This window comes from Komagataeibacter ossonobensis, from assembly GCF_057359305.1.
Map to the genome: position 1 here is coordinate 1 of NZ_JBXAYQ010000017.1, position 18,961 is coordinate 18,961.

The following is an 18,961-nucleotide window of genomic DNA, read 5'->3' on the forward strand; positions in this document are numbered from 1 at the left end:
ATCGCAAACCCATGAATCATAACCCGCTGAAATCACTCAACTCATTTTCGGTCAGACACTGAGGCGCTTTTTATTGGGTGTCGACCCTCATTGCCTAGGCGATTTCTAGGGGATCTCTGTTGCATTAGGAACGTCGTAAATATTCTCTGAAAATGCAGATGCGAGACGATGGTCTAAAAGCGCGGTTATGATATCACGGCATGTTTCAGGTGTAGGGACGATCTGTCCAGCAGCATTAAACGTTAAAGTCAAACCATACGTCAGATGCTGCTGCTTTAATCTGCTCATAAAAGCAGGATCTTTGTAATGACCTTTTTGACGTATTGAACACATACGGCGGAGCTGAATTTTATTGTTACCTACAAAATCTGTTAACGCATCCAAGGATGAAAAGATTTGCGAGAAATCTGTTTCTGCTTGGAGCACGTTAAATTCCTCTGCATGAGCTTGCCGATAATGTAGAACAGATTCAAAATTTGCTTTGTGTGGAATAATGATTTTATCGGCAGCGATAAAAAAATCTACGTGCTTCGATAGGGAGAAGGAAGGTGATTGATCCAAAGCTAATGCATTTTCTCTGAATACTATATCAATTACCTCCTTTCGGCGTTTCGTCCGCCATGAAGAATCTGTTCTTCTTACGGCGTGAAGTACATTTTCCCCATCGGTCAGTCGTACAACAAAAAAATAAGTATTTGTAATATGAGACTCTTTTTTGACTTTCTTTTGAGGTAGTGCGTTTGCAGATTGATTGACGATCAAGCTGGCGTGGGTTTCGTCAGTGTCGATAAGAAGAGCGCTAGATTCGTTGTTCTGAGCAAGAAGGCCATAATCATGCACTTCTTTGATACTGCTTCTAGCTTCGATGATCGCTTCCTTCAAAGCGGTATTGAGATCGTCATTTGTAGCTATCCAATGCCCGTTATAAGTGGGAGCTGCTCCACCTGCGCCTCCGGACTTCTTGAAAAGCCAGACCGTTAAGCCTGCATTGCTAACGTCAAAATTACTCAAATATTCTGGAATATTCATGATAAATCCTAAGGTTTAATAATTTGGATGTCTTGGACGGGCCATTGCTTGTAGATACCAGGCTCTAGATATCCTTTCACCAATGCACGTCCTTTATGTTGGGTATGGCTTCCAGCAAATGAATACGTAACGTCGTAAAGTCTCCAGCCGAGAGCGATGAGAAGAGGGTTAAGAAAAATCTGTCCAGATTTATGTGTAAGCCAGAACATCCAACCCAAAAATACACAGAACCCTACAAATTTATTTGTTTCATTGTAATCGACTCCCATGAATGACACCACATAAGGAAGTGTGTAGTTCATGAGATCTGTCGGAACATATTCTGCTTCACAAACAGTGATGTCCTGGGTTGGCCGAATTATTAAAAGAGAAATAATGGTTATCCCAAAGCATATCATTGTAATTATAAGAAAACCAATCGAATATTTCGCGTCATTCACAGGGATTGAACAAGTTCCCGTTTTGAGGGGCCAGCAGAATCCATGAACCAACGCTTTATAGTCGATATTTTGGGAGAAAAGAATCACTGCCAACGGCAGGTAAGATCCTAGAAATACCATAATTGCCGTTAAGAGCCGGAATTGCATATCGCCCTCCCTTTATATGGAATTATCCTATAAGGACGCACCCATCGCTCCAGAATATTTATTTTCCCAAAACAAGGATACCCAAATTAACGAAATCTTCTCATTTATCGACCCGTTGTGGCAGTTCGATTTGGTAAGGTCTTCGGTTTTTCGTTTCAGCCATTGAAGCAAAAACTCCCTATGCATTGTTTACTCCGAATGGGGTTTTCATTTTCGTCATTTCCCGGCTTTTTCTCCACGAGATAAATTCAGAACCTTGGCTTGATAATCTCCGTCAGGGTTAAGCTTACGTTCTTTTGATGGAACCTTTTCTTGACGAAGTCTGGCAAGCGTAACTACTTTTTCTTTTGTTTTAAAATACCCTACGGGAAGCGCCGTAATCATTTCCAAATCATTGTCAGAAAGCCCAAAATGACGGGAAACATGCTCTAGTGGCATTACCCCTTCGCGTACCAAAAGATCGACCGTCCTGCCTAAAAGCCTCGGTCTTTCCGGAGCACGCTCTTCATCACCAGGTTCAGCTTTACTACCCCAACGAGCTGAGCGACGCTTGAAAAGATTCGTGGCCTCATCATCATCCACAAGGCCCAGTGCCTTAAGACGCATTAAAATTGCCGCAGCAGAGACCCCCCATTTCCGTTTTAATATTAGTAGATCATCAAGCGTAGGATGCAAGGGAGCGTCTTGGCCGATACCATCAGCCGGCAGAAGGAATGCACCAGCAAAAGCATGTGCTTGCTTTTCCATCATGTTATATCGATCGCGGTTAGTTGCGCGTTCAATATGTTTATGCAGGATGCAGTGTCCAAGTTCGTGTGCGAGATCGAAACGCCCTCGAAAGCCATTGTCTTTATCGGAGGAGAGGAGAATACATGGACGTCCAAGCCTAGAGCTCCATCCTGAAAGCCCCTCGATTTGAGGTATTCCTGTTTCTTCTCTAACGAGGAGAATACCGGCGCTTTCTACAGCGAGGGCCAGATCCTGTACCGGCCCACGTCCTAAGCGCCAGAGTTTACGACATTCATCTGCTGAATCCTCAATATCTTCTTGGGTAATTTCTTCTGGATTTTGAAATTCCCGTTTTGGAAGAGAAACGTCTGGGAAGTCTACGAACTCAGTGAAACCACAGGCAACTTCTTCAGCCCATTCCAGACGTCCTTCGAGCATTGTCCGAGCAGCCACGTGGGCGGCTGCGTTACTCCGAAAGAGGGGCGTCGAAAGCGATGGCCGGTAAGGCTGCATGAACCAGTCAGGTGTGACATTCACTACCGAAGCCAGTCTGTTTAGCGCCTCAAATTCTGGGGCCTGCGTTCCCGCTTTCCATTTGCTAACTGTGCCGGGTGAAACCCCAACAAGAGATGCTAATTGTGCTTGGGTAAGCCGGCGCACAGCCAGAATCTGGCTGAGACGATCTGCTTGAAACCCATGCACGCCTCCACGACTCATGTCACTTTTCGCTTTCGTTCTGCTTTCTAAGCGCAGCCTTGAGGCGAGGCTGAGCCAAATCTTCTTGGGTCATCGGTGGGTCATCGTACCTGCGCAGAAATTTTTCTACATCTTCACGGAAAAGCCATTTGGACATATCGGCGTCAGGTACCGAGATTTGAATGGAAGTTGGTAATTCTGACTGATCTTTTGAAAAAACGGCCACAAAAAACGCGGCTATGGCAGTATGAGGCGGAGGCTCACTGAAGAGATCTGCTTCAACCCAATGACCAAGGGCTTCGTTGTAAGCACAAAGTCTGCGGCGGGTGATACTCCGCCGGCAGTTTTTCCATACTGGCCCGACGTTCACACGACCCAACATGATCTCGCCTTGATGTCCGACGATTAGATCATTTCCGTGAATAGGAGTTGGCGAGGCATTGTGAACTGCCAATGCAGTATGAAACGCTTCATTCATCAGAAAATGACGCTCTTGACCGAGGCCATTGGCGCGATGACCTTTGTTGAGATCCTTCGTTTTCGCATAGGCGCGACGAGCACCAGCGAGCAAACCCTCATTGATCGCATGGGTAACGTCTCGAGGGATCTCGGCCAAAAGAAGTTCGGCTATTCCCTGCTCATACTGAACCTGCTCCATTCCGGACCCTTCAACGCCAAGATTTCGCTTATGGGGATTTTAACCCAAAAAAATTTCGTTTAAAAGTCTTTATATGGTCAGGTGCGGCGTCTTAATGGGTGAAGGGATAACATTGGTTACTGACTGTCGATCTTATGAAAGAATAAGGCTAATGGCTCCGCCCTCGCGCCGGCAAGGGTTCGCGTCAGCGCGCTGACGCCGCCCGATGGGGTGTCCCCGATCTTCCTGCGCTGCGCTCCGTGCAGACCGGGTGATACCCCTCCCCATCGGTCGCCCTTGCCGTTGCTACCCCGCTGCTCGCCGCGAGGCAGAGGAACAGCGGGGGCTGTTCCTCGCGGAACAAAGGGCAGAGACAATGACCGGCAACACCAACACGGCGACCGATTTCCGCAATACCATCCTTAACGGTGACAGTGTGCAACTGATGCGTGCACTTCCCCGCAACGCGGTGGATTTCATCCTGACAGATCCGCCTTACCTGGTGAATTATCAGGGCAGGGACGGGCGGAAGGTGCGCAACGACGACAATGCACGCTGGCTCCGCCCCGCGTTCAACCAGATGCACCGTGTTCTGAAATGGGGTGGCTTTGCCGTTTCGTTCTATGGCTGGAACCGGATTGATTTATTTACCGATGCCTGGAAGGCGGCGGGGTTCCGCATGGTCGGGCATATTGTCTTTCGCAAGTCCTATTCGTCATCTTCCCGATTTCTCCGGTATGAACACGAAAGTGCCTACCTTCTGGCCAAGGGGAATGTAACGCCCCCGGCAAAACCTATCCCGGACGTGCTCGACATGCCCTATTCGGGCAATAAATTGCACCCGACGCAAAAGCCGGTGGCGGCTCTCCTTCCCCTAGTGGAAGCCTTCTGCCCGGTGGGCGGTCTGGTGCTGGACCCGTTTGCGGGTTCGGGTTCGTCGCTGGTGGCGGCTCAGCATCTTGGGCGCGACTGGCTGGGTATGGAACTGGACCCGGAGCACGCGGCCACTGCGACCCGTCGGCTGGCCTGGCACGGGGCAGGGAGGGCGGCGGCGTAAGCCGCCCCTTTCTTTCTTCACGCTTACCGGACGACCAGAAAATCGCGCCGGTCCTTCGGGACCGGCGGTGGAAACGCGCTGCCCGCGCGTGCGGCGCTCGCCGGCACGCCGGCTCGCAAGGTTCAGTGAAACAGGGTGCTGGACCGGTGCTTTTTGATCCAATCCCAACGCTGCCAAGTCAACGCGCCGCGTTCCCGGCGCGAGCGGAAGGCACCGACAGGCGGCGCCTCGGTCAGGATTGTCTGGCGCGCTCCGCGCGCTGTCCCGATCGTGAAAACGATGTCGGGAAACAGACTTCTATTCCCTAGATATATCCGAAGCGTCCCGGCATGTGTGGGGTGTTCCACTTCATGGGAAGGATGCGCTCCATGCTGCTCGGTCTCGGAATTGTCCTTGGCGTCGCCGGTATCGGTTTCCTGTGCTGGCTGCTGTTTTTCTGTGCGGTCTATGCCGCTCCCCTGTTTGTGGCGGCAATGGTCTGCACCACATTTTATGACCACGCCATGATGTCCGGCTCTCATGCCATCCTTGCTGGTATCGCCGCCGGAATCATCGTTCTGGTGCTCGGTCAGGCGATCCTCGTCTCCTCGCACGATCTTGCAATCCGGGGTGCGGTCTCGCTTTTGCTCGCCCTGCCGGCCGCGCTAGCGGGATTTGGTATGACACTGGGGTTCAGCGGGTTGGGCGATATGGGTGTCATTCCGGCATATATCTTCGCGACATTCGAGGTGCTGTGCGTCGGCGGGGCCGCGTGGACGCGGCTATGCGCCATCCAGCCCGCCTGAAGCCTGATCTTCCGGCAGGCAAGTGTAGGGGAGCGGTCAGTCCCCGTTGCGCGAGCAAGGGCAGCTCCATGGGATGAGTGCGTGTGCCGTCTTCATCGAAAGGACATGGACGGATGGATCGGGGGCCGGACCGTCCAGCTTCACGCTGAGATACACCTGTTCATACGGTGCAACGCAGGATCGGTGCGGCCCCTTGCTGTTTTCCTGTCCGGATGTGGGGATGATCAATAGCCACAGGCCCGTTGTTCGATACGACTGGTAACGGCCACGGATTGTCCCGAGACGCAGGGAGACGTCCCCATCAGACCCACGCCCCAGTCATGAAACACGACGGACTGCCCTGTCCCCACATAAGGCTGACGGTGCCGCACACCATGGCCTCTCGATATGGCCGATCTGCCCGAAGACCGGCTTCGCCTCGCCCGGCTATGGCGCAACGGCGTCCCGCAACTTTCTTCCCCTGCCGGCTGCGCCGTCATTCCGCGCGAAGCAACAAAGTTCCGTGCCGCCGTCCTCCGCGTTGCTCCGGCTTGCACGCAGGTGCGCCGCCGGTCGTCTCCGGGCTGTCGATGGCCATCGAGGCCACGGTGGTCGCGGCCCGATACAAGCCAGGAGACAGGACAATGATCATCGGTTCATTCAAGAAGGTCGGCGAGAGTTACGAAGGCGAAATCGTCACCCTGACACAGAAAATCCGGGGTATCCGCTTCGTGCCCGAAGCCAACCGGGCCAGCGACAATGTTCCCAACTTCCGGGTCCAGATCGGCAAACTTGAAGCCGGGGCCGCCTGGATCAAGCACACCACAGACTGGCGCGAATATCTCAGTGTGAAGCTGGACGATCCGACCCTTCCCGGTCCGATCTTCGCCAGCCTCTTCGAAGACGAAGGGGGCGCCTACAACCTGGTCTGGACCCGCCAGCGCCCGCGTAATGGGGACTGACCACCCCCGGCCCCTCCGGTTCGCCGGAGGGGCTTTCTTCTTCAGGCCAGTTATGGCTTCCCGTCGGTCGGTGCCTCTTCTGTCGCGACAACGTGGCTTTCATCCAGTAACGCCGCCGGCCGCACGCCCAGCGCCTGCGACGCATGCCATAGCGAGAGCAGCGTCGCGTTCTGGCGCCCGGTCTCGATCCAGCTGATATAGGCGCGGTCCACGCCCATCCGTTCCGCCAGGGCTTCCTGGCTGAGGCCGGCGCCGCGTCGCAGGCGCCTCACGTTCGCGCCGAAAAGTCCTCGGATGTCCATCCGCAGGATAGGAACGATTTGTGTATTATCGCGCTACGTATTATAATACACGGAACGTCAAACGCCTTCTCCCGTGATGCGCTATGGGCATCACGTGATGTCGCGGAAACTGAAGTTTCCTGCCCGTCTGGCGTGAATTGCCCCTCAATATCGAAACTACCCGGTCCTTGCCGGATATGTTCGGGATCGCCTCCCTGAGTCTTCGGGACTACCCGTTTCGGTCCTGCACCGGATACTGGGTCGAATCCATGACATATCGGGGGAGGGGGACGTGCCGACAATCCGGCCGTGGGATGCCGCGCCCCTTCGTCGCGCCTTCGCCGGGCTCGACCCTGCCGGCCTCGCCCAGGAATGGCTACGACACAACCCGGCCTACCGGCGCGATCATGCAGCAACCATGACGACGGGCAAGGTTGACGCCGAGGCATGGCGCGCTTTCGCCCGTCGCTGGGGGTTGCGTTTTCCCTGTCGATCCTGACCTTCCCGCATGGCTTGCCCCCGCTTTCTGGGATCCGGACATCGCGCCGGAGGTCGCCGTGCGTGGCGACGGGGGTGACATTCTGCTTCGGCTGGCACCCTATGTCCGTGTACGACATGACGGTCCCGATGGCATCCATCTCGTGCTGGACAGCGATTCTGGCGTGCTACGCATCGTCATTGTGGTCGATCGGCAGCCCGACGCGCCAGGAACCTGGTTCGTCATCGATGACGGGCACCTCGCGACCCGTCTGACCTGCGTTGCGCGCTTCGGCCGCCTGCTTGCCGGTCAATTACCCGGCCCAATTCCACCCGTCCTGCGCCTGAGTTCTCAGCAGAAACTCCGCCAGATACGCATGCTTTGCATCGCCGAAGGTCGGCGCACGGGAGTGGCGACACGCCGGATCGCGGCGGGCATCTACGGCGAGCGCATCCTGCACCTGTCCCGCAATGAATGGCGCGCCAGTTCATGGCACCGGGCTTTCTACCGCGATCTCGACACTGCCGGGTTCTACCTGAACGGCGGCCACATCGCCCTCCTTCACGGGCTGAAGCAGGGGGGTGACAGCCTGACGGCCTGAACTTTGTCATCCCTCCCCAAGCCCCATTCTCCGGCAGCGTCCTCCCATGAGCCGCGCCATTCCGCACGCGGCCCGATCCACCGGGAGGAAGACCCCATGCGTGTCCAGCCGACATTGCCACCGCGCTATCTGCGCACCCCGGATGCGGCCAATTTCGTTGGCCTGTCCATCCGCACCCTCGAAAAGCACCGGAGTTGCGGTACCGGTCCGCTCTACCGCCAGCTTGGCGGCCGGATCGTCTATGCCGTCGAAGACCTGTGCGCCTGGGCCGATCTGAACGTCCGGCTGTCCACCGGGGATGGTGGCGGCATTCCCTTGCCATCCGACCCGCGCGCCTACATCATCCGATTGCAGGCCAGGGCTCGCAAAGCCCAGCAGCGGAGTACCGGACGATGATGCCGGCCGCCGATAGCTGGCGCCAGCCCGACCGCCGCTTTGTGATCACGGGGTCGGCACGGCCCCGCGACATTCGCGATCTGATGGGGCGTCCGTTCTTCGCGCTGGGGCACATGGCGCGCCTTGAACCCCTTCGCTACCGCTCGCGTCAAATGGAGATCGTTGTCGAAGCCTCGGCTCCTCTGGGTATGGCGACGATCCGGGACGCCGATATCCTGCTCTGGCTGACTGGTCAGATCGTCGATGCCCTCAACCACGATTTGTGGGTGTCGCGCCATGTGCGCTTCACCCCGTGGCGGCTGTTCCAGGATCTGGGATGGGCTGACGGCACCCACCAGTATCGCCGGCTTTATGGCGCCCTCGCGCGTCTGGCGGAAACGCGTGTCACCACCAGCCTGCGGCAGGGGCCGGAGTGGCGCGAGAAGCCGTTCGCCTGGATCAGTGACGTCCGGATTTCCCGTGAGGATGGGGTGGCCCTGACCCTGCCGGACTGGCTCATGGAGATGGCCTGTGATTGCTCCCATGTCCTGAGCGTCGATCCCGCCTATTTCCGGCTTTATGGCGGCCTGGAGCGGTGGCTTTACCGTCTGGCGCGTCGACATGCTGGTCGGCAGAAAGATGGGTGGAGTTTCGATCTTCGTGATCTCCATGCGCGGTCCGGCACCCTCTCTCCCTGGCGGAATTTCGTGATCGACGTCGCCGGCATTACCCGCCGCAGGGTCGTGCCAGGTTATGACTGCAAGGTCATTTCTAGCGGAAAACAGCCAGTCCTGCGTATCTCCCCAACGGTATCATCCACCGGTTCTGTGTATAACCATGTGAATCCTGCCATTGGTCAGGATGCGGAACATACCATTGGTCACGGTGCGGAAATACCGTTGCTGACGGTGCAGAAAACGTCGCAATGCGTTGTTTTCAAAAGCGGAATCAGCCCCGTAACTTATATAACTAATATAATAACTTATTATGTAGGGGATTTCGGTCTTTTCGCTCCCCTTCCGGCCGCCCGGTCGGGGCGTGGAGAAAAGGCTCGGGAAGCGGTCGCGGATCGCATGGTCGGTGTTCCATGACCGGCCGTTCTTTCCGGCCGGACGACGCTGTCCTCACCACAGTTGAATTGACGTGGATCGAGAAGCGCATCGAGCACTGGATCCGGTTCGGGCATCCCGTCGAGGATCGCATTCTCGACCGTCGGCGCCGACTGATGAGCTTCACGCCGGACAGCGTGTTCGCCTTCATCCGCTGGGCCGCGAACGATTTCGGGACCGTCGTGTCCTGCATCGACATCGTGCGCGCCGTCAGGGCGTGTGAAGCCTGCCAGACCGTGCCGTTCGTGCGCCCTGGTGGCGAGAGCCTGCTGCGCCAGAGCGGCTGGCCAAAGGTGCGGCGCGTGCTGGAAGCGATCGACGGCGTGGAGGTGCTGGGGATCGATCCCGCCGCCGCCTGTCCCGATCACTGGCGGCACCTGCATCACCGTCTCACAGCAGCGCAGGAGCCGCGTCCCTATACGCGCGAACGTCATGAAGGATGGCTGCGCAGGAGGGCCATGTCATGACCCGGCGCGCCTGGTTCTTCGCCACGTATTTCGCCGTGCTCGGCGTGGGCGCCTCGCTGGCGTTTCATCCCGCGCCGCGTTGGGTCTGGAATGAAACGGCCAGCGTTCCGGTCGGGCTGTATCGCATCCAGCGCACCGTCCCGATCCGTGTCGGTGACATCGTCGCCATCCGCCTTCCCGAGCACGAGGCGACGCTGCTGGCGACACGCGGCTACCTGCCGTTCGGCGTGCCGCTGCTCAAGCCTGTGGCAGCACTCTCCGGGCAGAGTGTGTGCCGCAACGGCGTGCATGTCACCATCGACGGGAAACCGGCCGGCGATGCGAAACCCGTCGACCATAGGGGCCGCAAGCTGCCGGTCTGGCAGGGCTGTCAACGTCTCGGGCCAGGGCAGATCTTCGTAATGAACGCCGCCGTGCCGACCAGTCTGGACGGGCGGTATTTCGGCGTCCTGCCGATGGACACCGTCATCGGTCGCGCCGTGCCGGTTCATGTTCGTACGGGCGAGGCGGAGCCACCGCCGCCGCATTTCGATCCCCTCCCGGAACCAGATGATCCCATGCGGAAGGGACTGCTCCTGGCTCCACCAATGATGCCCGCGAAAGAGAGTGAGCCGCCCATTCAATGATGATCATTCAGCCCTTGAATTCTCTGTCACTCCCACTCTGTCTGAAAGGATTTTTCTCATGAGCCAGATCGGACTTTTCACCCGCACCGCCGATGGATTTGCCGGGCGTGTGCGCACCCTGTCGCTGGACGCCGAACTGACCTTCGTACCAGCGGAAAACAATGGCGCGGAAAATGCCCCGGATTATCGCATTCATCTGGGCAACGGGGATACCGGACCAGAACTGGGCGCGGGATGGAAACGCACCGGGGAGCGCGCCGGCGAGTATGTGTCCGTCGTCCTGGACGATCCCTCGTTCACGCAACCGATCCGCGCCACGCTGTTCCAGGCTGGGCGCGGCGGGCGTGAGTGGCAACTGGTCTGGAACCGGCCCGCAAAACACCTAGGAGGCCGGGAATGAGCCGCCGGCTTTTCATGTCCGCCGGTGTGCTGTCCATGCTCGCGCTGCCGCTCTCGTCCGTTCCGGTCCACGCGCAGGATTTCGACGATCTGGTGCGTCAGGCGGCGGAACAGAACGCGATCCCGGCGACGTGGGTGCGGGCGGTCCTGCAAGCCGAAAGTGCCGGCGATCCGCATGCGATTTCCGGTGCTGGCGCGATGGGGCTGATGCAGCTTATGCCGGGCACATGGAAGGACGTCCGGCGCACGCTCAATCTGGGGGATGATCCCTTCGATCCGCATGACAATATCGCGGCCGGGGCAGCCTATCTGCGATGGCTGCATGACCGCTATGGCGATGCGGGGTTTCTTGCCGCCTACAATGCCGGACCTGGTCGCTATGACGATCATCTGGCGACTGGTCGGCCATTGCCTGCCGAGACGATTTCCTACGTGGAATTCGTCACATGGCTGATGAAAAACCGATCGTCTGCCATTCATTTGCCCGCTGCCTTTTTGTCCTTTCCGGCTCGTTCCTGGATGACGGCTGCGCTCTTCGTTTCTGGCTATCCCGATGCGTTTCGAGCACCCGAGGCACATCATGTCGCTGCTCCCGACAACCTCTTCCCAGGGCATACCGGGGAGAGGTCCGGCATGGTCCCGCTGACGGGATCGGATCAGGTCCAGTGAGGCGTGAAAACCGCGGAAAAGGGCAGAAAAAGTGAGGGCTGGATAAAAGGCCGCACATCGCGGCTCGGTCGGGGTGGCTGTTTTTCGGGGTTTTTGAGGTCTTGTTGCGAGGTGCGTGGAAATTCCACACCTCGCGTCGAGGTGTCATCTCATTGATCCGAAGTGATCTTTCGCGCGGTGCAGGACATTTTTCATGAACAGGGACGAGGAATTCCGGGTCCGGCCAGGGCGCATCCGCTCTACCCGCGCCCGGCAGGCGCGACCCTTCGTGACGCAGGTGCTGGCGTCGGTGCAGCGGGCCGGTGGCAGGGTCTCCCGCGCTGGGAAAATCAGTGCCAGGCGTTGCTCCAGTTTCGGGCGCGGCAGGGCAGCCGCCCATGCTGCCAATCGCCTGCTGACCAGCCGTTCGCGGGGCGTCGTGATTAAGGCTCGTGTGGTGCGACATGCGCCGCGTGCCACGCCACTGGCGGCACACCTCCGTTACCTGCGTCGAGAGGGCGTGACGCGGGACGGGGAGGACGCGCGCCTGTTCGGCAAGGACAGCGACGACATACGGGCGTCGGACTTCGCGGAACGATGCGATGGGGACCGCCATCATTTCCGCTTTATTGTCTCCCCGGAGGACGCACCGGAGATGTCGGACCTGCGGGCCTTCGCGCGGGATCTGATGGGGCAGATGGAGGCCGACGTCGGCACGAAACTCGACTGGGTCGCCGTCGATCACTGGAACACCGCGCATCCCCATCTACACGTCATCGTCCGGGGCGTCGCGGAGGACGGTTCCGACCTCGTGATCGCGCGCGATTATATCCGCGAGGGCATGCGTGCCCGTGCTCAGGATCTGGTGACACTGGAACTCGGACCGCGCACCGATCACGACATCCACCAGGCGGTCGAGCGGCAGGTGAATGCCGACCGCTGGACCCAGCTTGACCGCCAGCTTCAGAAGGACGCCGAAGAGGATGGTGTCATTGATCTCGGACGCGCGCCGGGCGCAACGTCGGACGCCTTCGCCACCGTGAAGCTGGGTCGCCTGCGCCGTCTGGAAACCATGGGGCTGGCGCGCCAGGTCGGACTGGATCGCTGGCGGATGGACGAGAGCGCCGAGGCAACCTTGCGGGAGATCAGCGAGCGCAACGACATCATCAAACGGATCCACCGGGGGCTGGCGGAGCAGAAGATCGATCGTGCCGCATCATCCTGGGTCATGGCCGCCGAGGACACCACCGATCCCGTCATCGGCCGGTTGGTCGATCGCCGCCTCGACGATGAGCTACGCGGCACGGCCTATGCGGTGATCGACGGAATTGATGGTCGCACGCACCATGTCCGTCTGCCGCACCTCGAAGCCGCAGGTGATGGGGCGGTCGGTTCGATTGTCGAACTGCGGCGTTTCACCGACAAACAGGGACGTGATTGTATCGCGCTGGCTGTGCGTTCGGACGTCACGCTGGAGCGGCAGGTGACGGCGGAGGGCGCGACTTGGCTTGACCGGCAGGCCATCGCTCCGGAGCCTCTTGCCCTGGCGTCTACCGGGTTCGGCGCCGAGGTCAAAGAAGCGATGGAAAAACGCACAGATCATCTGGTAGAGCAGGGTCTGGCCAGCCGCGAGGGCGGGGGCATCCGTTATGCGCGGGACCTAATCGCCACGCTGCGCCAGCGGGAGCTGGACGCGCTGGGCCGGAGCCTCGCCGGTAAGTCGGGGATACCGATCCGGCGGAGCGGCGAGGGCGATCCCGTTACCGGTACCTATCACCAGCGTTTCAACCTGGCGTCGGGCCGGTTCGCGATGATCGATGACGGGCTGGGCTTCGAGTTGGTGCCATGGTCGCCGTCGCTGGAAAAACAGCGCGGGCGGGAGGTGTCGGGCATCATGCGCGGCGATGGGGGGATCGACTGGTCGTTCGCGCGCAAACGGGGAATGGGTCTATGACCGGGGAGGGTGGATGTCGGACGGCGGCGAATGGTTCTCGGAGAAGCCCAGCGACGTCATCGAGCCTTCAATCAGGTCCGCCTCGTTGAGGCACGGCATGACGATGTAGGTTAGCATCCTTGCAGACGCAGAGCCATCCTCAGCGACGGCAAGCAGCGGGGCGAGCAGGGGACGTGCGATATTCGCGAGCCGCCCTCAGAGTAGCCGCTCGGGTCGATCGCGCGGAAGCGGCCGTGGAACCCGCGTGTCGAGAGAACCTCATGCTGACGGTCTATGCCTTCGTCGCCGACGCGGGCGGCCGCACGGCAGCAGCAGGACGGATAGCCGAGCATCAAACCGAGCGCGAGCGTGTGGCGACCAGGACGGCGGTCGAGGTTGATGACCCTGCGCGCGGTTGCAGGATTGCGGGACATCGCGGCGAAACCGTCCGTGTCGATGCTGGTGAACAGTCCGAGCCGCCTGGCCCAGCGGCGCAGTTCGCCACCGTGTAGCCCCACTCTCACGCGCGCAGCCGGCTTCTTGCAGCGCAGGACGAGCGTGATATCAATGATCGCCGAAAGGGGCAGCCAGTCCGGGATCGGGACCATTAGTCTGATCCTTTCGTCCGCTTGAGGATGAGCTGCGCGACCCCAGGGAGGGCGGCGTCTTTGAATCCTGCCGCCTCCGCCGCCAGACGCGATGCGTGGTTGGACTTGCGCATGTGCAGGTAGAGCGGGTCATTGGCGCTCGCTTCGGCCGCCTTGCGGTAGGCGGCTCTTCCGATGCCCTTGCCCTGCTCAGGAGTGTTCAGGAAGATCTGCATGGACGCATGCTGGCCGAGCGGCAGCTGGTCGATCACGTTGACGAACACTTCGCCGGCGCGCGCGCCGTCCACCATCACATCCCAGTATTCGCCGCCGGCCCCGTCGCCCTTGCCTTTCGGTCCCGGCCTCTGGACGAGCTCGACCTTCGATGGGTCGATCTTCGGGCCACCCTTTGGCGGCTTGACGACCTTCGGCTTGGGGGTTGGCCGGGTCGGCTTGTGACGCTTCGCGGTCCGGCTCTTGGCGGATGGCTTACTCATAGAGGCTCGCGAGGTTTCGGCGCAGGCGCGCCTCGGCCGCCTGCCACATTTCGGAAGGGAAGAAGCCCGGCGAGAAAGCGACCGCGGCGTCTTTGATGCGCTCAATCAGTCCCTTTTCTCGCATTGCCGCGCACACCTCGTCGATCCGCCGGAGTACCGCCTCTAGCGGCGGGTCAAGGCTGCGCGTTCGGTCTGTCCAGTCGCCATCGCCGTCATACCGGTTGTTGAAGTAGTCCATGTCGACGTGGAGCAAGATAGGATTGTTCCCGATGTCGTCGAGCCAGTCCTCCTCGTCGTTTGTCGCGCGGTATCGGCCCGGACCGGTCCCCTTTGCCTCCTCTAGCGCGACTGCCGGGCGGTCGACTCCGGGCCGGAGCAAGTCGTCTCGTTCCACCGCCGCGCGGAACCGCCAATCGTAGGTTCCGCTGATCTTCGGCGGCTGGCAGAGCTGCCGCACGTCGCAATTCGGGAATGCGAGCAGGAAGGGCGTCAGGAAGCTGCCCATGCCGACAGCTCCGCTGTCGCATGCGGAGAGGACGGACACGGAATTCATGACGTCGAATGGCTCGTCGGTGATCATGTCCACGAGTTGGTCGCCTTCGATCGCCAGTCGCGGGGACATGAGGTCGCGATGGTCGTCGAGGTGAAGGATGGTGATTTGATCTGTGGGAGCGAGCTTCACGCGAGCCGCCCACTCGCACCATGACAGGAGCGACCACGTGTCGTAGAGGGAGGTCAGAACCCGGCCGGAGCGGTGTCGTGCCGTCGCCATGCCGTCAAGTCCGATCCCGCCCCATGCAGACAGGGCGTCGCGAATTTTTATGTCGACGTGGCGCTCGTGATCGAATGGCCATGCGAGGTCGAGCCGCCATCCTCCATCGATTTTGACAGCTTCCGCGTCTATATCGCAGAAGTAGGTCCTCAGGCGGCTATGGCGCGCATGCGCGTCGTCCGGCAGGAGATCGGAGCGGACACGAAGCGTCATGCGACCAGCGGCAGGGGCTGCGCCCGGCTCTCCAGCAGATCGGCGAGTGCGCGGCCGGCCCGCGTCAGGTCGCAGCCGCGCAGCGTGGCGAACGCCTGTGTCAGGTTTCGCTCGGTGTCGTTGAGTTGCGCCATCGCGCGGTCGCGTAGGCGCGAAGGTCCGTGATCCCTTACATACTCCCAGAAGCGCCGGAGCTCGATGAACACGAATATCGCGTGGAGGAGGCCGGATGCTGGACGCAGATCCTCTCGCCACGGGGAGACCACGAGGGAACCCGGGTGGGTCGTCGGGTGGCGGCGTTCGAACAGGTAGAGCTTTTGGTGCCGATATTCGTGGATGAGGGAGTCCGCGAGGTCGTATGCGTCGATGAGGCCGCCGCTCTGGCTTATTGAGACGTAGAGCGCACCTGGCACCGAATTGTCGCTGAACGAGACGATCTTGTCCGGGTGAGCCGAGAGATCTCGGACGAACTGGACCGCCGAGCAGATTGCTCGCAGTTCGCGCGCTAGAGCCGGGCGCCAAGCTTCCACGATGTTGAGCGCCTCGTCGACGATCACGCGACCCATTGTCGCGACCGTCTCGTCCTCGAAGTCGATGGTCTCTCCGAACGGCTTCCGCAACCACTCGTCGTGCTCTCCCACCTTCAGGCCAGGATCTCCCAGCCGGTCAAGTGCGGTGCGCGCGTAGTCGGTATCGATCGGAATGGGCCGTCCGTCGACGTCGAGTACGGCGCGTCCCGCCCGAGACGCTAGCAGCGCGCGGTGCCAGGCCACTGTGCCAGCGTAGCGTACGAGCGCACGAAGGTCCGACTGTTCCAGCGGCGGCACTGTTCCAGCCTCCTGCAGTTCGAGAAATGCCTCCGCGAGCGTCGCTGCGTCCTCATCAAGAGCGTCAGCGTGCAGTTCGGCCATGATCCCGGCGCTCGCCTCGGCGAGTTCGAAGGCGCCGACGTCGAAGTCTGGTAGCTCCTCCGTAGCTGGCGCTTCGGCTACGAAGGTCTCTGCTAGTCTGCGCCGGACGTGATCGACGAGCACCTTCATCTCCCCGCAGTAGACGGTCGGGTTATCGAAGCTGCCATCGCGATATCGGTGAGGCACCGAGCCCCCGCCGCAGACGTCCACCACCTCGCATGCTCTGCACAGATCGCTGAGGCCCGACTTCGTCAACAACCGGCGGTGCGCCGTGATCGCCGTCGAGGAAGCCAGGCATTCGATCGGCGTGTTCATTACCGAACCAACTAGGCGCGTCGCGCCTTCGCCGGCCACCTTGAGCACATCGAGGTCGTGCCAAGTTCCGTCTGTCTCGACGGAGAGCAGGCTGACGTCGCCGAAGCCGAACGCATCCGTTCCAGAAGGTAGTCCGGCGTTCACGTCAAGCAGCGCCTCGAATGTGCGCACGGGCAGTTGCGGATAGCGGTCTAGCCAGATGTCGAAAGCCTCGATCAGCCAGCGCTCGTAGAGCGCTGGATCCGCCTTGCGTCCGGGAGGGGGGCGGTCATGATGCGAATCCGGCAGCAGGAAGTCGAGCTTGGGGACTTCATGCTCCGCGAAGTAGGCGAGGAGGCTCCCGGGCGACACGGAGGTGTCGATGACGGCGATCACGCCAGCGAAGACTGTGGGCCGTCCCTTCAATCGCTTGAGCGCGGCCTCAACCTTGCTGAAGCTGGACCTGCCTCTTCTCGTGGTCCGGTGAAGGTCGTGGGCCTCCCGAGGTCCGTCCATGCTCAGTGATACAGAGATGCCCTCGGCCTCGAGACGGTCGAGGACGCTATCGGTCAGCAGCAAGCCGTTAGTCTGCAGTCCGAAGTCGACGTCAACGTTCGGAACGGCCGACCTAATCCTGTGCGCGAAGGCAGCGAGTTGGTCGACGCCGGCGAGCAGAGGCTCGCCGCCGTGAAATATGACGGCAGTACGCCGCAGGCCGACCGATGCCGTGTATTCAGCCAGCCGTTCGGCGAACGCGTCCTGATTCGCTTCGCTGAGTAGCCGCGGCATGCTCCGCCAGCTCTGATCAGCATGGTGGTAGACATAGCAATAATCGCAGTCGAGGTTGCATCTCGAGGCTACCTTAACGAGGAAGGAAGTGATCCTCGCCGCAGACATTGGGGAAGCCCCTTACGAACGACTATGACGGTGGTGCATGCGGTCGTAGCTGGTAATGACCTCGCTCGCCTGCGCATCGGCAAGCACACGACGTTGCAAGCGCTGCAGTGCCGGATTCATCGTCGACGACTTGAGGACGCGTTCGCGGACGGTGGACGACGTAAGGGCACTCTCACTGATGGTATTAATATCTTCAACAGTCTGCATGAATTTTCTCCTTATAAATCAATGATAGTAGAAGGTACCTAAATGCGCAACGACAACGTTATATTGTTCGAACCATGTGGACGGCCAAGGCCAAGCCTCTTTACGACATGATCCGGATGTAATCCTAATGTCTTATCTAGCTCCATTTGCCATTAATGATTTCATGACAATTTGGAATAACTCTTGTGCATTATTTGTACACCCCTGCCCGCCGTGCTCCATGGTCTTTTTTTTGTGTTCAGGAGAGTTCGAACTCGCATAGAAGAAAAGAGGGGTCTGGTTTCCTTGTTGTCTCAATTTGTCCAACAAGACATATCCTTCCTTGGTTCCTTCTCGGCGTTCCATGTCTGAAATGACAGCAGCAAATCGTTGTTTTGATAATTCTCCAAGCGCCTCGTCAGTTGAGATCGCCAAGGTAAACCGGAGGCCGAAAGCTTCGAATGCCTGCCGCTCATGAATATTGTTATTAGGTCGGTCATCGACCCAAAGAACGTGATTTCGCCACTCATCACCTTCCGCATGTCTGGAAGATGCAACCTTTTGAACCACATCTACAATTTTCTCTACGTCGTCGTATAGACTAATTTCCTGTGTCTTTGTTGAAGCCATCGCAAGCGACGCCGCAGCCGAGAGTTGCATACGAACCATGTCAACATAATGTTGTTCGTTCTTGAAATCTGCCGGGGCAAAAAGCTTTCCTGTGTGATTGCTTACAAGCCATGCGAAGACCAGCAAAACAAGAACTGGAAATATTACTAAGAAATATACTAGAGGAATCCGTTCTTCAGAAGTAAACGAGCACGAAAATCCTGTGATGAGTGCAGCAAACCCGTACACAAGAACAATAAACAGAGCAATAATGCCAAGAGGGTTTCGGGCGAGAGTTGTTGCGGTTTGTCCGAATCCCTTAATATTCCCGTCCATCATACCTCTCTTAGCCGAATATCGCACGCCAACTTTCACTTGCTCCGCCCAACAAATCCGGTGATTGTTCGCTGATTAGCCGATTTGAGTGGGATTACGGTATTTTTTACGTTACTGATTCGAAACACGCCAGCCCTCTTTTCGAATCATCCTTCAGTGATAAGCCGAGCTGCTCATGTCCGCTATGGAAGAGACACTCGGAGATCCGTATGTCCGACTTGGGGGCGAAAAGCAGAGCGTCTGGTATCGATAATAAAATTTTTAATAATTCTTATTTATAT

At 58.8% G+C, this 18,961-nt stretch carries 23 protein-coding genes and 1 pseudogene; 12 read left to right on the top strand and 12 right to left on the bottom strand.

Annotation, left to right across the window (positions count from 1 at the left end; translation table 11 throughout):
* Positions 1–105 precede the first annotated feature (105 nt).
* The 5 genes and pseudogenes from AC1RQ9_RS10685 to AC1RQ9_RS10705 form a co-directional block, all read right to left on the bottom strand.
* Positions 106–1,029, bottom strand: coding sequence for a Kiwa anti-phage protein KwaB-like domain-containing protein (locus AC1RQ9_RS10685; RefSeq protein WP_485986858.1), 924 nt, complete (start codon positions 1,027–1,029; stop codon positions 106–108).
* Between the two features lie 8 nt (positions 1,030–1,037).
* Positions 1,038–1,616, bottom strand: a complete 579-nt coding sequence (locus tag AC1RQ9_RS10690) for a hypothetical protein (RefSeq protein ID WP_025861816.1) — start codon at positions 1,614–1,616, stop codon at positions 1,038–1,040.
* A gap of 216 nt (positions 1,617–1,832) precedes the next feature.
* On the bottom strand, positions 1,833–2,783 hold the full coding sequence (locus tag AC1RQ9_RS10695; protein ID WP_485986930.1) for an ImmA/IrrE family metallo-endopeptidase: 951 nt from the start codon (positions 2,781–2,783) through the stop codon (positions 1,833–1,835).
* 87 nt (positions 2,784–2,870) lie between these two features.
* A pseudogene (locus AC1RQ9_RS10700) lies at positions 2,871–3,062 on the bottom strand (helix-turn-helix transcriptional regulator); the annotation flags it as partial.
* Between the two features lies 1 nt (position 3,063).
* Positions 3,064–3,699 carry a hypothetical protein gene (locus AC1RQ9_RS10705; RefSeq protein WP_485986860.1) on the bottom strand — a complete coding sequence of 212 codons (636 nt, stop codon included), beginning with the start codon at positions 3,697–3,699 and terminating at the stop codon, positions 3,064–3,066.
* A 355-nt stretch (positions 3,700–4,054) separates the two neighbouring features.
* On the opposite strand from AC1RQ9_RS10705, the gene AC1RQ9_RS10710 reads away from it, so the two are divergent.
* The 3 genes from AC1RQ9_RS10710 (at position 4,055) to AC1RQ9_RS10720 (ending at position 6,461) form a co-directional block, all read left to right on the top strand.
* Positions 4,055–4,735 (top strand): DNA methyltransferase, encoded by a 681-nt coding sequence (locus AC1RQ9_RS10710; protein WP_485986861.1) that lies wholly within the window; start codon positions 4,055–4,057, stop codon positions 4,733–4,735.
* Positions 4,736–5,103: 368 nt separating this feature from the next.
* Positions 5,104–5,520 (top strand): hypothetical protein, encoded by a 417-nt coding sequence (locus tag AC1RQ9_RS10715; protein WP_485986863.1) that lies wholly within the window; start codon positions 5,104–5,106, stop codon positions 5,518–5,520.
* A gap of 623 nt (positions 5,521–6,143) precedes the next feature.
* Complete coding sequence (locus tag AC1RQ9_RS10720; protein ID WP_025439266.1) at positions 6,144–6,461, top strand: DUF736 domain-containing protein; 318 nt, start codon at positions 6,144–6,146, stop codon at positions 6,459–6,461.
* 50 nt (positions 6,462–6,511) lie between these two features.
* Here the strand turns inward: AC1RQ9_RS10720 and AC1RQ9_RS10725 are convergent, their stop codons facing one another.
* Complete coding sequence (locus AC1RQ9_RS10725) at positions 6,512–6,763, bottom strand: helix-turn-helix domain-containing protein (protein WP_025439265.1); 252 nt, start codon at positions 6,761–6,763, stop codon at positions 6,512–6,514.
* Positions 6,764–7,034: 271 nt separating this feature from the next.
* On the opposite strand from AC1RQ9_RS10725, the gene AC1RQ9_RS10730 reads away from it, so the two are divergent.
* From AC1RQ9_RS10730 to AC1RQ9_RS10770, 9 genes are all read left to right on the top strand, one after another.
* Positions 7,035–7,241 carry a transcriptional regulator domain-containing protein gene (locus AC1RQ9_RS10730; RefSeq protein ID WP_081749441.1) on the top strand — a complete coding sequence of 69 codons (207 nt, stop codon included), beginning with the start codon at positions 7,035–7,037 and terminating at the stop codon, positions 7,239–7,241.
* Positions 7,242–7,299: 58 nt separating this feature from the next.
* Positions 7,300–7,821, top strand: a complete 522-nt coding sequence (locus AC1RQ9_RS10735; RefSeq protein ID WP_485986865.1) for a DNA -binding domain-containing protein — start codon at positions 7,300–7,302, stop codon at positions 7,819–7,821.
* Positions 7,822–7,917: 96 nt separating this feature from the next.
* Positions 7,918–8,217 (top strand): helix-turn-helix transcriptional regulator, encoded by a 300-nt coding sequence (locus tag AC1RQ9_RS10740; RefSeq protein WP_485986866.1) that lies wholly within the window; start codon positions 7,918–7,920, stop codon positions 8,215–8,217.
* Positions 8,214–9,287 carry a replication initiator protein A gene (locus tag AC1RQ9_RS10745; RefSeq protein ID WP_485986867.1) on the top strand — a complete coding sequence of 358 codons (1,074 nt, stop codon included), beginning with the start codon at positions 8,214–8,216 and terminating at the stop codon, positions 9,285–9,287. Before AC1RQ9_RS10740 ends, AC1RQ9_RS10745 begins: the two co-directional genes overlap by 4 nt.
* A complete protein-coding gene (locus AC1RQ9_RS10750) occupies positions 9,284–9,772 on the top strand; it encodes a DUF2840 domain-containing protein (protein WP_485986868.1) in 489 nt (162 codons plus the stop codon). Before AC1RQ9_RS10745 ends, AC1RQ9_RS10750 begins: the two co-directional genes overlap by 4 nt.
* The gene (locus tag AC1RQ9_RS10755; protein WP_485986869.1) at positions 9,769–10,398 is read left to right on the top strand and encodes a S26 family signal peptidase; all 630 of its coding nucleotides are present in this window, start codon (positions 9,769–9,771) and stop codon (positions 10,396–10,398) included. The genes AC1RQ9_RS10750 and AC1RQ9_RS10755 overlap by 4 nt, the downstream gene beginning before the upstream one ends.
* 58 nt (positions 10,399–10,456) lie before the next feature.
* Positions 10,457–10,798 carry a DUF736 domain-containing protein gene (locus tag AC1RQ9_RS10760; protein ID WP_485986871.1) on the top strand — a complete coding sequence of 114 codons (342 nt, stop codon included), beginning with the start codon at positions 10,457–10,459 and terminating at the stop codon, positions 10,796–10,798.
* Complete coding sequence (locus AC1RQ9_RS10765) at positions 10,795–11,466, top strand: lytic transglycosylase domain-containing protein (protein WP_485986872.1); 672 nt, start codon at positions 10,795–10,797, stop codon at positions 11,464–11,466. The genes AC1RQ9_RS10760 and AC1RQ9_RS10765 overlap by 4 nt, the downstream gene beginning before the upstream one ends.
* Positions 11,467–11,659: 193 nt before the next feature.
* Complete coding sequence (locus AC1RQ9_RS10770; RefSeq protein ID WP_485986873.1) at positions 11,660–13,399, top strand: relaxase/mobilization nuclease domain-containing protein; 1,740 nt, start codon at positions 11,660–11,662, stop codon at positions 13,397–13,399.
* A gap of 110 nt (positions 13,400–13,509) precedes the next feature.
* Here AC1RQ9_RS10770 and AC1RQ9_RS10775 read toward each other — a convergent pair whose 3' ends face one another.
* The 6 genes from AC1RQ9_RS10775 to AC1RQ9_RS10800 form a co-directional block, all read right to left on the bottom strand.
* Positions 13,510–13,986 (bottom strand): hypothetical protein, encoded by a 477-nt coding sequence (locus AC1RQ9_RS10775; RefSeq protein WP_485986874.1) that lies wholly within the window; start codon positions 13,984–13,986, stop codon positions 13,510–13,512.
* Positions 13,986–14,462, bottom strand: coding sequence for a GNAT family N-acetyltransferase (locus AC1RQ9_RS10780; protein WP_485986875.1), 477 nt, complete (start codon positions 14,460–14,462; stop codon positions 13,986–13,988). The genes AC1RQ9_RS10775 and AC1RQ9_RS10780 overlap by 1 nt, the downstream gene beginning before the upstream one ends.
* The gene (locus tag AC1RQ9_RS10785) at positions 14,455–15,447 is read right to left on the bottom strand and encodes a hypothetical protein (RefSeq protein ID WP_485986876.1); all 993 of its coding nucleotides are present in this window, start codon (positions 15,445–15,447) and stop codon (positions 14,455–14,457) included. The genes AC1RQ9_RS10780 and AC1RQ9_RS10785 overlap by 8 nt, the downstream gene beginning before the upstream one ends.
* On the bottom strand, positions 15,444–17,549 hold the full coding sequence (gene yhhB / locus AC1RQ9_RS10790; protein ID WP_485986877.1) for a cyclophane-forming radical SAM/SPASM peptide maturase YhhB: 2,106 nt from the start codon (positions 17,547–17,549) through the stop codon (positions 15,444–15,446). Before yhhB ends, AC1RQ9_RS10785 begins: the two co-directional genes overlap by 4 nt.
* A 12-nt stretch (positions 17,550–17,561) precedes the next feature.
* On the bottom strand, positions 17,562–17,756 hold the full coding sequence (gene yhhA, locus AC1RQ9_RS10795; protein WP_485986878.1) for a YhhA family cyclophane-containing RiPP: 195 nt from the start codon (positions 17,754–17,756) through the stop codon (positions 17,562–17,564).
* 132 nt (positions 17,757–17,888) lie between these two features.
* Positions 17,889–18,683 carry a response regulator gene (locus AC1RQ9_RS10800; RefSeq protein WP_485986879.1) on the bottom strand — a complete coding sequence of 265 codons (795 nt, stop codon included), beginning with the start codon at positions 18,681–18,683 and terminating at the stop codon, positions 17,889–17,891.
* Between the last annotated feature and the right edge of the window lie 278 nt (positions 18,684–18,961).

What these genes read in the sequence shown, in the direction of transcription:
- AC1RQ9_RS10685 (WP_485986858.1), bottom strand. Translation starts at nt 1,029, where the DNA reads ATGAATATTCCAGAATATTTGAGTAATTTTGACGTTAGCAATGCAGGC.
- AC1RQ9_RS10690 (WP_025861816.1), bottom strand. Translation starts at nt 1,616, where the DNA reads ATGCAATTCCGGCTCTTAACGGCAATTATGGTATTTCTAGGATCTTAC.
- AC1RQ9_RS10695 (WP_485986930.1), bottom strand. Translation starts at nt 2,783, where the DNA reads ATGCTCGAAGGACGTCTGGAATGGGCTGAAGAAGTTGCCTGTGGTTTC.
- AC1RQ9_RS10705 (WP_485986860.1), bottom strand. Translation starts at nt 3,699, where the DNA reads ATGGAGCAGGTTCAGTATGAGCAGGGAATAGCCGAACTTCTTTTGGCC.
- AC1RQ9_RS10710 (WP_485986861.1), top strand. Translation starts at nt 4,055, where the DNA reads ATGACCGGCAACACCAACACGGCGACCGATTTCCGCAATACCATCCTT.
- AC1RQ9_RS10715 (WP_485986863.1), top strand. Translation starts at nt 5,104, where the DNA reads ATGCTGCTCGGTCTCGGAATTGTCCTTGGCGTCGCCGGTATCGGTTTC.
- AC1RQ9_RS10720 (WP_025439266.1), top strand. Translation starts at nt 6,144, where the DNA reads ATGATCATCGGTTCATTCAAGAAGGTCGGCGAGAGTTACGAAGGCGAA.
- AC1RQ9_RS10725 (WP_025439265.1), bottom strand. Translation starts at nt 6,763, where the DNA reads ATGGACATCCGAGGACTTTTCGGCGCGAACGTGAGGCGCCTGCGACGC.
- AC1RQ9_RS10740 (WP_485986866.1), top strand. Translation starts at nt 7,918, where the DNA reads ATGCGTGTCCAGCCGACATTGCCACCGCGCTATCTGCGCACCCCGGAT.
- AC1RQ9_RS10745 (WP_485986867.1), top strand. Translation starts at nt 8,214, where the DNA reads ATGATGCCGGCCGCCGATAGCTGGCGCCAGCCCGACCGCCGCTTTGTG.
- AC1RQ9_RS10750 (WP_485986868.1), top strand. Translation starts at nt 9,284, where the DNA reads ATGACCGGCCGTTCTTTCCGGCCGGACGACGCTGTCCTCACCACAGTT.
- AC1RQ9_RS10755 (WP_485986869.1), top strand. Translation starts at nt 9,769, where the DNA reads ATGACCCGGCGCGCCTGGTTCTTCGCCACGTATTTCGCCGTGCTCGGC.
- AC1RQ9_RS10760 (WP_485986871.1), top strand. Translation starts at nt 10,457, where the DNA reads ATGAGCCAGATCGGACTTTTCACCCGCACCGCCGATGGATTTGCCGGG.
- AC1RQ9_RS10765 (WP_485986872.1), top strand. Translation starts at nt 10,795, where the DNA reads ATGAGCCGCCGGCTTTTCATGTCCGCCGGTGTGCTGTCCATGCTCGCG.
- AC1RQ9_RS10770 (WP_485986873.1), top strand. Translation starts at nt 11,660, where the DNA reads ATGAACAGGGACGAGGAATTCCGGGTCCGGCCAGGGCGCATCCGCTCT.
- AC1RQ9_RS10775 (WP_485986874.1), bottom strand. Translation starts at nt 13,986, where the DNA reads ATGGTCCCGATCCCGGACTGGCTGCCCCTTTCGGCGATCATTGATATC.
- AC1RQ9_RS10780 (WP_485986875.1), bottom strand. Translation starts at nt 14,462, where the DNA reads ATGAGTAAGCCATCCGCCAAGAGCCGGACCGCGAAGCGTCACAAGCCG.
- AC1RQ9_RS10785 (WP_485986876.1), bottom strand. Translation starts at nt 15,447, where the DNA reads ATGACGCTTCGTGTCCGCTCCGATCTCCTGCCGGACGACGCGCATGCG.
- yhhB (WP_485986877.1), bottom strand. Translation starts at nt 17,549, where the DNA reads ATGTCTGCGGCGAGGATCACTTCCTTCCTCGTTAAGGTAGCCTCGAGA.
- yhhA (WP_485986878.1), bottom strand. Translation starts at nt 17,756, where the DNA reads ATGCAGACTGTTGAAGATATTAATACCATCAGTGAGAGTGCCCTTACG.
- AC1RQ9_RS10800 (WP_485986879.1), bottom strand. Translation starts at nt 18,683, where the DNA reads ATGATGGACGGGAATATTAAGGGATTCGGACAAACCGCAACAACTCTC.